The sequence below is a fragment of the Halomonas sp. DP8Y7-3 genome, from assembly GCF_019801675.1.
In the GTDB taxonomy this organism is placed as follows: domain Bacteria; phylum Pseudomonadota; class Gammaproteobacteria; order Pseudomonadales; family Halomonadaceae; genus Halomonas; species Halomonas litopenaei_A.
This window is the reverse complement of the sequence record NZ_JAHVIO010000008.1, coordinates 131,353-142,723: the sequence shown is the minus strand read 5'-3', so window position 1 is coordinate 142,723 and position 11,371 is coordinate 131,353. Positions and strand designations below refer to the sequence as shown.

The 11,371-nt window shown below is 61.8% G+C and carries 7 protein-coding genes; all 7 read left to right on the top strand.

Annotated elements, in window-relative coordinates; translation table 11 throughout:
* Positions 1-7: 7 nt before the first annotated feature.
* The 7 genes from KUV86_RS09705 to rpsA all read left to right on the top strand — a co-directional run bounded on the left by KUV86_RS09705 (position 8) and on the right by rpsA (position 10,669).
* On the top strand, positions 8-430 hold the full coding sequence (locus KUV86_RS09705; RefSeq protein WP_206938128.1) for an acyl-CoA thioesterase: 423 nt from the start codon (positions 8-10) through the stop codon (positions 428-430).
* A gap of 181 nt (positions 431-611) precedes the next feature.
* Positions 612-3,413 (top strand): DNA gyrase subunit A, encoded by a 2,802-nt coding sequence (gene gyrA / locus KUV86_RS09700; RefSeq protein ID WP_222484631.1) that lies wholly within the window; start codon positions 612-614, stop codon positions 3,411-3,413.
* Between the two features lie 100 nt (positions 3,414-3,513).
* Positions 3,514-4,617 carry a 3-phosphoserine/phosphohydroxythreonine transaminase gene (gene serC, locus KUV86_RS09695; RefSeq protein WP_222484652.1) on the top strand — a complete coding sequence of 368 codons (1,104 nt, stop codon included), beginning with the start codon at positions 3,514-3,516 and terminating at the stop codon, positions 4,615-4,617.
* A 106-nt stretch (positions 4,618-4,723) separates the two neighbouring features.
* Positions 4,724-5,818 carry a prephenate dehydratase gene (pheA, locus tag KUV86_RS09690; protein ID WP_222163157.1) on the top strand — a complete coding sequence of 365 codons (1,095 nt, stop codon included), beginning with the start codon at positions 4,724-4,726 and terminating at the stop codon, positions 5,816-5,818.
* A gap of 2 nt (positions 5,819-5,820) precedes the next feature.
* The gene (locus tag KUV86_RS09685) at positions 5,821-8,118 is read left to right on the top strand and encodes a bifunctional prephenate dehydrogenase/3-phosphoshikimate 1-carboxyvinyltransferase (protein WP_222484630.1); all 2,298 of its coding nucleotides are present in this window, start codon (positions 5,821-5,823) and stop codon (positions 8,116-8,118) included.
* Positions 8,115-8,807, top strand: coding sequence for a (d)CMP kinase (gene cmk / locus KUV86_RS09680; protein WP_206938136.1), 693 nt, complete (start codon positions 8,115-8,117; stop codon positions 8,805-8,807). The genes KUV86_RS09685 and cmk overlap by 4 nt, the downstream gene beginning before the upstream one ends.
* A gap of 185 nt (positions 8,808-8,992) precedes the next feature.
* Complete coding sequence (rpsA, locus tag KUV86_RS09675; protein ID WP_206938138.1) at positions 8,993-10,669, top strand: 30S ribosomal protein S1; 1,677 nt, start codon at positions 8,993-8,995, stop codon at positions 10,667-10,669.
* Positions 10,670-11,371: the final 702 nt, after the last annotated feature.

Here is an 11,371-nt window from a genome sequence, read left to right as displayed (position 1 = left end):
GAGCAGCATGCAGGACAAGATCGGCAAGGTGACGGTGGCCGTGCGTGGCTACCACCTGGACGGCTATGGCCACGTCAATCACGCCCGTTACCTGGAGTTCATGGAGGAGGGGCGCTGGGACTATTTCGACCGTCATCCGGCGTTGATGTCGCGCCTGGCGACCGGTGACATCGCCTTCGTCGCGGTGAATCTGAACGTCGACTACCGCGAAGCGGCGGTGACCGGAGACCGCCTCGAGGTGGCAACCCGTCTGTCGGTGCTGGGTGGACGCAGTGCCAAGATGCACCATGAGATCCTGCGACAGCGGGATGGTGCCACGGTGGTCCGCGCTGAGCTGACCTTTGTTCTGCTCGATGTGGCCAGCAACAAGGCAATGACCATCGATGGAGAGCTGCGTGATGCCCTGGCGGCGCTGGTGGTGGTGGACTGACGCTGCCTGCTGCGCCATTGGCGTCTGCGAGCCGCTGAAGAAATGATGACAAGTGCCTGGAAGCAATGACAGACGCTGCGCTATAGCCACCAAGGGTGGTATGCTACGTGGCTGTATTTGTGCGCCTTGTCACGGCTGCGTGACGCGCCTACCTGTTGCTGTGCAAAGGACTTGACGACCCATGGGTGACATCGCCAGAGAGATTCTGCCAGTCAATATCGAGGACGAGCTGAAGCAGTCGTACCTCGATTACGCGATGAGCGTGATCATCGGCCGAGCGCTGCCGGACGTGCGCGATGGCCTGAAGCCGGTTCATCGGCGTGTGCTGTTTGCGATGCACGAGCTGGGTAACGACTGGAACAAGCCGTACAAGAAGTCTGCCCGTGTGGTGGGTGACGTCATCGGTAAATACCACCCCCACGGCGACAGTGCGGTGTACGACACCATCGTGCGCATGGCGCAGGACTTTTCCATGCGCCATGTGCTCGTCGATGGCCAGGGCAACTTCGGTTCCATTGATGGCGACAATGCCGCCGCGATGCGTTACACCGAGGTTCGCATGGCCAAGCTGGCCCATGAGCTGCTGGCTGACCTCGAGAAGGATACCGTCGACTGGGTCGACAACTACGACGGCACCGAGCGTATTCCCGACGTACTGCCGACCAAGGTGCCCAACCTGCTGGTCAATGGTTCGTCCGGTATCGCGGTGGGCATGGCGACCAACATCCCGCCCCACAACATGAACGAGATCATCAACGCCTGTCTGGCGCTGGTCGACGACTACACCCTGAGCGTCGATGATCTGATGGAGCATGTACCGGGGCCCGATTTCCCTACCGGCGGCATCATCAATGGCCGCGCCGGTATTCTCGAGGCCTATCGTACCGGCCGCGGGCGCATCTATATCCGTGCCAAGCACACCATCGAGCATGACGACAAGAGTGGTCGTGACCACATCATCGTCACTGAACTGCCTTACCAGGTGAACAAGGCGCGTCTGATCGAAAAGATCGCCGAGCTGGTCAAGGACAAGAAGATCGACGGTATCGCCGAGCTGCGTGACGAGTCCGACAAGGACGGCTTGCGCGTGGTGATCGAGGTCAAGCGTGGCGAGAGTGGCGAGGTAGTGGTGAACAACCTGTTCGCCCAGACTCAGCTGCAGAACGTTTTCGGCATCAACATGGTGGCGCTGGAAGACGGCGAGCCGAAGACCATGAACCTCAAGGAGGTTCTGGAAGCCTTCATTCGTCATCGGCGTGAAGTGGTGACCCGCCGGACACTGTTCGAGCTGAAGAAGGCCCGAGAGCGCGGCCACATCCTCGAAGGTTTGGCGGTTGCCATCTCCAACATCGATGAAGTGATCGAGCTGATCAAGGCCTCGCCGAACGCTGCCGAAGCCAAGGAAAAGCTGCTGTCGAAATCCTGGCAGCCCGGCCAGGTGACCGGCATGCTCGAGCGCGCCGGCGCCACGTCGTGCAAGCCCGAGGATCTGGAGGAAGGCTTTGGTCTCAACACGGTAGGTACCGAGTACCGCCTGTCGCCGGCTCAGGCCCAGGCGATTCTCGAGCTGCGTCTGCATCGCCTGACCGGTCTCGAGACGGAAAAGCTGCTGGACGAGTACCTGTCGATCCTCGAGAAGATTGCCGAGCTGATGGCCATTCTGGCCTCCGCGGACCGTCTGCTGGAGGTGATTCGCGAAGAGCTGATCGCGGTGCGTGACCAGTTCGGCGATGAGCGTCGCACCGACATCCAGGCCAGCCACCTTGATCTGTCGATCGAGGACCTGATTGCCGAGGAAGACATGGTGGTGACCGTGTCTCGTTCGGGCTACGCCAAGACCCAGCCGTTGTCCGACTACCAGGCCCAGCGTCGCGGCGGACGCGGCAAGTCGGCCACGGCCATGAAGGACGAAGACGTCATCGAGCACCTGCTGGTGGCGTCGACCCATGACACGGTGCTGCTGTTCTCCAACCGCGGCAAGGTGTACTGGCTCAAGGTCTACGAAATGCCGGCCGCCAGCCGAGGCTCCCGTGGCAAGCCGCTGGTCAATCTGCTGCCGCTGGATGAGGGTGAGGCGATCAACGCCATCATGCCGGTGAAGGATTACGATCCGAACTGCTACATCTTCTTCGCCACGGCTCGCGGTACGGTCAAGCGCACCAGCCTGGAGCAGTTCTCGCGCCCGCGCAGCGTCGGTTTGATTGCCATCGACCTCGAGGAGGGCGATCGCCTGGTCGGCGCCGCCATCACCTCGGGCAGTGACCATGCCATGCTGCTGTCGTCCAACGGTAAGGCGATCCGCTTCGAGGAGTCCCAGGTGCGTGCCATGGGACGTACCGCACGTGGGGTGCGCGGCATGCGCCTGCTCGATGATGCGGAAGTGATCAGCCTGATCATTCCCCAGAGCCTGGAAATCGATGCGGACGCCGAAGGCGGAGAGCACGGTGAGGCCAGCGATGTCGAGAGTGTGGGTGATGATGGTCAGATCTATATCCTGACCGCCAGTGAAAACGGTTACGGCAAGCGCACCCGTCTCGAGGAGTTCCCCCTGCGCGGTCGCGGTGGTCAGGGCGTTATCGCCATGCAGACCAGCGCACGTAACGGCGCCATGGTAGCCGCCATGCAGGTGCTGTCCTCCGACGAGATGATGCTGATCACCGACCGCGGCACGCTGGTGCGTACTCGGGTCGAGGAAGTCTCGATCAGCTCACGTAACACGCAAGGGGTGACGCTGATTCGTCTCGGCGATGCCGAATCCCTGGTCAAGACCGTGCGTATTCAAGAGCTCGATGGCGAGGACGCCGAAGACCTCGATGACGAGTCTGCGTCCCCCGAGAGCACTGCAGAAGAGAGCACTGCAGAAGAGAGCACTGCAGAAGAGAGCACTGCAGAAGAGGGCGCTGCTGAGGGAAGCACTTCAGAGGAAGGCTCTGGAGAGGACGGCCCCTTTGACGACAGCGCTGCCGATCACAATAACGACTGATCCCGGGATGGCGCGGCGCCCATAGCGGGTGCCGCCCCCCGCCCTGTGACAGGTCGGCGCCTGCGGGCGCCTCCCCATGACGATCGATCGCCAGGACACCATGACACGCCACTATAATTTCTGTGCGGGCCCAGCCGCCCTGCCTACCGCGGTACTTGAGCGCGCTCAGCGCGAGATGCTGGACTATCAGGGGCGCGGCCTCTCGGTGATGGAGATGAGTCACCGTTCCAGCGAGTACGTTGCCATCGCTGAGCAGGCCGAGGCGGACCTGCGCGAGCTGCTGGCCGTCCCCGACAACTACCGCGTGCTGTTTACTCAGGGCGGAGCGACCCAGCAGTTTGCCGCGGTACCTTACAACCTGCTGGGCCACGGCGGTCAGGCCAACTTCCTCGAGACCGGTATCTGGGGCAAGAAGGCCATCAAGGAGGCGCAACACCTGTTCGGTCGCGCCCACATCGCCGCCTCCAGCGCGTCAAATGGGCATGTGGAGGCGCCTCGCGATAGTGATATTGCGCTGTCCGATGATGCCGCGTACCTGCATGTGACGCCCAACGAGACCATCGGTGGCCTGGCGCTGGACTATCTGCCCAGCGCCCGTCGCGCAGATGGGGTCGAGGTGCCGCTGGTGGCCGACCTGTCGTCCACGATCCTGTCGGGGCCTCTGGATGTGTCGCGCTACGGCGTCATCTACGCAGGTGCCCAGAAGAACATTGGGCCCGCTGGCCTGGTGCTGGTGATCGTGCGTGATGATCTGCTGGACCGGGCGGTGGACAGCATGCCAAGTCTGTTCAGCTATCGTGCCCTGGCTGAGGCCGGTTCGATGATCAACACCCCGGCCACCTACAGCTGGTATCTGGCGGGGCTGGTGTTTGACTGGCTCAAGCGGGACATCGGTGGGGTAGACGCCATGGCCGAGATCAATGCGCGCAAGGCTGGCAAGCTTTACGCCGCCATCGATGCCAGTGACTTCTATTCCAACCCCATCGCCAAGCGCAACCGGTCTCAGATGAATGTGCCCTTCGTGCTGGCGGACAGCGCCCTGGAGGGCGATTTCCTGCGCGAAGCGGACGCGGCGGGCCTGCTCAACCTGAAAGGGCACCGCAGTGTGGGTGGCATGCGTGCGAGTCTGTACAACGCCGTGCCGGAAGCCGCGGTGGATGCGCTGGTGGCCTTCATGAGCGATTTCGAGACGCGGCGCGGCTAGGCAGCAGGGCAGCGATACAACATGTGTCGCGGCCCGCGCCAGGTTGGATCAGCCGTCCTATGCCACATGCCCGTATCTGTGGCAGGGCGTGACAAGGAGACACATGATGAGTGATTCGAAAGAATCGGGACTCGCGTCGCTGCGTCAGCGCATCGACCATATCGATACTGAGATTCTGCGCCTGATCAGCGAGCGTGCCGAGTGCGCGCGCCAGGTGGCCGAGACCAAGACCGCCAGTGACCCACAGGCGGTGTTCTATCGTCCTGAGCGTGAAGCCCAGGTTCTGCGTCGGGTCATGGAGCTGAACCAGGGGCCGCTGGACAGCGAGGAAATGGCCAGACTGTTTCGCGAGATCATGTCCGCGTGCCTGGCGCTGGAGCAGCCGATCAAGGTGGCCTACCTGGGTCCCGAGGGGACCTTTACCCAGCAGGCGGCGCTCAAGCACTTTGGCGACAGTGCCGTGAGTCTGCCGATGGCGGCGATTGATGAAGTCTTCCGCGAGGTGGAAGCGGGCGCGGTCAACTATGGCGTGGTACCGGTGGAAAACTCTACCGAAGGGGTGATCAACCACACGCTGGACTCGTTCATCGACTCTGGTCTGCGTATCAGTGGTGAGGTGGTGCTGCGCATCCATCATCATCTGCTGGTCGCGGACACCACGTTGAAGGATAAGATCTCTCGGATCTATTCCCATCCCCAGTCCTTCGCCCAGTGTCGCAAGTGGCTCGATGCCCACTATCCTCACGCCGAGCGCGTGCCGGTGTCATCGAATGCCGAGGCCGCTCGCCTGGTCAAGAGCGAGTGGCATAGTGCGGCCATTGCGGGAGACATGGCCGCCAAGCTTTACGGCCTGACGCACGTCGCCGAGAAGATCGAGGATCGCCCGGATAACTCCACGCGCTTCTTGATCATCGGTAACCAGGATGTGCCGATGTCCGGTGTCGACAAGACATCGCTGGTGGTGGCGACCCGCAACCAGCCCGGGGCATTGCACGACCTGCTGGAACCTTTCCATCGCCACCAGATCGATCTGACTCGCCTGGAGACGCGTCCCTCCCGCACTGGCGCCTGGAACTATGTGTTCTTCATCGATTTCAGCGGACATGTGGAAGAGCCGAGGGTGTCGGCGCTACTGGAGGAAGTGCGCCTGCGCGTGTCCGAGGTGAAGGTGCTGGGGTCCTACCCCCAGGGGGTTCTGTAGGCATGGGGAGTAGTGGTTCACCTTTGCCATCTTCATCGCGTATCGTCATCGTAGGTCTTGGATTGATTGGCGGCTCCCTGGCCGCCGCCCTGCGCCAGGCAGGCGTCGGTCAGGCTGACGGCAGTACCCTGTTGGCGTGTGATTGCGACGAGCGGGAGGTCGCGCTTGGCGTCAAGATGGGCCTGATTGATGCGGGAGGCCCATCTCTCGAGTCGGTGATCGACGGGGCGACCCTGGTGATCCTGGCGGTGCCGGTGATGGCCATGGGCAAAGTCATGGCGGAGCTGCAGGCGCTGCGGCATCGGGCCGCGGACGACCTGGTGATCACCGACGTAGGCAGCACCAAGGGCGCCATCGCCGAGGCCGCGGTGGCGGCATTTGGCGAGTTGCCGCCGCGCTTCGTCCTAGGACACCCGATTGCGGGTTCGGAGAAGAGCGGCGTGGCGGCGGCCAACCCGGATCTGTACCAGGCCCACAAGGTGATCCTGACGCCCATGGCCGATACCGACCACGAGGCGCTGATGCGGGTTCGCAGCCTGTGGCAGCTGACGGGGGCCGAGGTGCTGGAGATGGACATCGCGCGTCACGACCAGGTGCTTGCTCGCACCAGCCATCTGCCCCATCTGCTGGCGTTCTCCCTGGTCGACACGCTGGCACGCCAGGACGAGCGCCTCGAGATCTTTCGCTATGCCGCCGGTGGCTTTCGCGATTTTACCCGGATCGCCGGCAGCGACCCTGTGATGTGGCGTGATGTCTTTCAGGCCAATCGCGGCGCCGTGCTTGAGGCGCTGGATGACTTCGAGGCCGGACTCGCACAGTTACGTGAGGCGGTGGAGCGCGGTGATGGGGATCATCTGCTGGGGACCTTTGATAGGGCCAGTCACGCGCGCCACTATTTTGATACCTTGCTCAACCAGACCAGTTATCAGGCGGAATATCAGATGCAAGAAACAGCCATGCTGCGCTATCGGGTAGCCCCCGGTGGTAGCGTTACCGGTCGCATTCGCGTGCCTGGTGACAAGTCGGTGTCACATCGTTCCATCATGCTGGGTGCCCTGTCTGAAGGGGTGACCGAGGTGTCCGGTTTCCTCGAGGGCGAGGACAGCCTTGCCACCTTGCAGGCGTTCCGCGAGATGGGCGTGGCCATCGAAGGGCCTCATCATGGGCGAGTCACCATTCATGGCGTCGGCATGCACGGCCTGAAGAAGCCGGCGGGCCCTCTCTATGTGGGCAATGCCGGCACCGCCATGCGCCTGTTTGCGGGTCTCTTGGCCGGCCAGGCATTTGATACCGAGTTGACCGGCGATACCTCGCTGACACGTCGTCCGATGGGGCGTGTGGCAGACCCTCTGCGTCAGATGGGGGCCGTCATCGACACCGCCGAGGGCGGTCGTCCGCCGCTCAAGATCAAGGGTGGTCAGGCGCTCAAGGGAATCCATTACGACATGCCCATGGCCAGCGCCCAGGTCAAGTCGTGCCTGCTCTTGGCGGGGATGTTTGCCGAAGGCGAAACCCGTGTGCGTGAGCCTGCGCCGACCCGGGATCATACCGAGCGCATGCTCAACGGCTTTGGCTACGACGTGCAGCGAGACGGTGACACCTGCTGGCTGCAGGGGGGCGGTCACCTGACTGCGGGTCCCATCGATGTGCCGTCCGACATCTCTTCGGCGACCTTCTTTCTGGTAGCGGCAGCCATCACGCCGGGCTCTGACCTGGTGCTGGAACATGTCGGTATCAACCCGACCCGGATTGGCGTGATCAACATCCTGCTGGCCATGGGGGCGGACCTGCGCCTCGACAATCAGCGTGAGGTGGGCGGCGAACCGGTCGCTGATCTGCATATCCGCTATCGGCCCCTTTCCGGCATCGATATTCCGGTGGACCAGGTGCCGCTGGCCATCGACGAGTTTCCTGCGCTGTTCATCGCGGCCGCCAATGCCCAGGGCGTCACGCGCCTGCGTGGGGCTGAGGAGCTGCGCGTCAAGGAGTCTGACCGCCTGCAGTCCATGGCCGACGGCATGAGCGCGCTGGGTATCGAGAATACCCTCTACGATGATGGCATCGACATCGTCGGCAAGGGCGGCGACGGCGCCAATTACGCTGGCGGCACTGTGGAGAGTCATGAAGATCACCGCATCGCCATGGCGTTCACCATCGCGGCGCTGCGGGCCAGTGCGCCGATCGAGGTCAACGACTGCGCCAACGTGGCGACGTCATTCCCCGGCTTCGTGGAGCTTGCCCGCGGTGTCGGTCTTCAGCTCGATGAGCTGCGTGAAGAGGCGCGTGAGGAGGGGGCATGAGCCAGATCGAACACGCTGACGTCCCGGTATTGACCATTGATGGTCCTGGTGGGGCGGGCAAGGGTACGATCAGCCGCCTGATCGCCGAGCGGCTGGGCTGGCATCTGCTGGACAGCGGCTGTCTGTATCGCCTGACAGCCCTGTCAGCCCTTCAGCGGGGTATTGCGCTGGATGACGAGGGTCAGCTGGAGCGGCTGGCGCGTCAGCTCGATGTGGTGTTTCGGGCGACGGATGGTGAGGTCATCGTCGAGCTGGAAGGCGTGGATGTGACCCGGGAAATTCGCACCGAGCAGGTCGGTAACAGTGCCTCTCTGGTGGCCGCTCTGCCCGCGGTGCGCCAGGCGCTGCTCAAGCGTCAGCGGGACTTCCGCAAGGCCCCTGGGCTGGTGGCCGACGGTCGCGACATGGGCACCGTGGTGTTCACCGCTGCGCCACTGAAGATTTTCCTCACCGCAAGCGCAGAGGAGAGGGCGCGACGGCGCCATCTCCAGTTGCGGGAGGCAGGCGTCGATGCTAGTCTATCGAGTCTTTTGAAGGAGATTCAGGCGCGAGACGACCGCGATACGAATCGCAGTGTCGCCCCGCTGGTGCCGGCCGATGATGCCATCGAGCTGGACACGACAAGCCTGAGCATACCGGAAGTGGTGGATCGGCTGACCCAGCTCTTGTCCCGAAAGGGTCTTTGCTGAGACTTCTGAACTCCCTTGCGGCGTCCCCGGCAAGATGTCACGACGTGCTCGAGTGCATGAAACGGAAAACTCGTTCAGGTCTAACCAGTGTCAACATCCCCGGGGGTTTTTGAATATGGCCCGCACTTGCTGGTGGTGCGGAGAAGCGGCCCTGCCGCACTCAACGTTGATCACGTAGGAACATCATGAGCGAAAGCTTTGCTGAACTGTTTGAACAGTCTCTCCAGGACATCAACATGGAGCCGGGCGCGATCGTCGCGGCGACTGTCGTCGACATCGAAGGTGACTGGGTCACCGTCAATGCCGGCCTGAAGTCCGAAGGTCAGATCCCTGCCGCGCAATTCCGCGACGACAGCGGCGAGCTGACCATTGCCGTTGGTGACGAGGTCCACGTGGCCCTCGAAGCCGTGGAAGACGGCTTCGGTGAAACCCGCCTGTCCCGCGAGAAGGCCAAGCGCGCCGAAGCGTGGAAGGTGCTGGAAGCTGCCTTCGAGAAGGAAGAGATCGTCAAGGGCGTGATCAACGGCAAGGTCAAGGGCGGCTTCACTGTCGACGTCGACTCCATCCGTGCCTTCCTGCCGGGCTCCCTGGTCGACGTTCGTCCGGTGCGCGACACCACGCACCTGGAAAACAAAGAGCTGGACTTCAAGGTCATCAAGCTCGATCCGAAGCGCAACAACGTTGTCGTTTCTCGCCGCGCCGTGCTCGAAGCCGAGAACAGTGCCGAGCGTGAAGCTCTGCTGGCGACCCTGCAGGAAGGTCAGCAGATCATCGGTATCGTCAAGAACCTGACCGACTACGGTGCCTTCGTTGATCTGGGCGGCGTTGACGGCCTGCTCCACATCACCGACATGGCGTGGAAGCGTATCAAGCATCCGAGCGAAATCGTTGCTGTTGGCGACGAGATCAGCGTCAAGGTGCTCAAGTTTGACCGTGAGCGCAACCGCGTTTCTCTGGGTCTCAAGCAGCTGGGCGAAGATCCCTGGGTCAACATCAAGGATCGTTACCCGGAAGGCACCAAGGTGCACGCTCGCGTCACCAACCTCACCGACTACGGCTGCTTCGCCGAGCTGGAAGAGGGTGTCGAAGGTCTGGTTCACGTCTCTGAAATGGACTGGACCAACAAGAACATCCATCCGTCCAAAGTGGTTCAGGTCGGTGACGATGTCGACGTCATGGTGCTGGACATCGACGAAGAGCGTCGTCGTATTTCCCTGGGTATCAAGCAGTGCACTGCCAACCCGTGGGAAACCTTCAACGCCCAGTTCAACAAGGGCGACCGCGTTGCGGGTACCATCAAGTCCATCACCGACTTCGGTATCTTCATCGGTCTGGACGGTGGCATCGACGGCCTGGTTCACCTGTCCGACATCTCCTGGACCGAGACTGGCGAAGAAGCCGTGCGCTCCTTCAAGAAGGGCGACGAAGCGGAAGCCGTCATCCTGTCCATCGATCCGGAGCGTGAGCGCATCTCCCTGGGTATCAAGCAGCTCGATACCGATCCGGTTGCCGAGTTCCTGTCTGTGAACGACAAGGGCACTGTGGTCACTGGTCGCGTTGTTGAGGTTGATGCCAAGGAAGCTCACGTCGAGCTGGCTACCGACGTCATCGCCGTGCTGAAAGCCTCTGAAATCAGCGCTGACCGCGTCGAAGACGCACGCAACGTGCTGAACGAAGGCGACAGCGTCGAGGCCCGCATCGTCGGCGTCGATCGCAAGAACCGCCAGATCGCCCTGTCCGTCAAGGCCAAGGATCAGGACGACACGCGTCGCAACATGACCAAGCTGCGCGAGCAGGAAGTCGAGACCGGTGGCCCGACCACCATCGGCGACCTCATCAAGCAGCAGATGGGTCAGGACTAAGTCGCCTCTCGACTCACGTCGAGCACGACAAGGTTCAAGGCGCCTCCTTCGGGAGGCGCTTTTTTTTGTCTCATCATTTATATGTACCGCTCGCTTGGGGTCTCGGATATAAAGTGACGGCACAATACCAAGTGCACCGACGGAGACATTGGGCGGGTACTTAGCAACCCCGACACGGCGAAGCGAATAGACGGAGTGATACTGGACGTGGGTTCCAAGGCGTCAAGCCGATCTTGCTAGTTGTAAATATATGTCAGATTGGCGACGCCTCGGCCGGGCAAGACGCCCTTCCTGCAAAGACGCTTCTCATAGCAAGACAACCTTCATAGCAAGACAACCTTCATGGCGAGAAGATCTTCATGAACAAAGACCCTTCAGGGAAAGATAGCGCTTTATAAAAGCGCTATCTCCTTTGAATGGGTGTCCTCCGCGAAAACCCTATGCAAACCCCCGTGCAAACCGAGAGGGCAGGGCATAGCGGTCACACCACCATATGCTGAAAGAGGTTGTCAGGGAGAATGAGAGAGCCATCTCTGTGATACCGGCCACGCCTTGCTGGTGAATGCTTCACCAGATCTTGTTCGCCGTAACATGGAGGCACGCTCTTCGTGGCATCTAGATGCCGAGCGTACCCGAAAATAGCGAGCGCCTGGCAATAGACGGTGCCTCGCAATAGAGGATGCCTGGCGATAGATCGTTCTG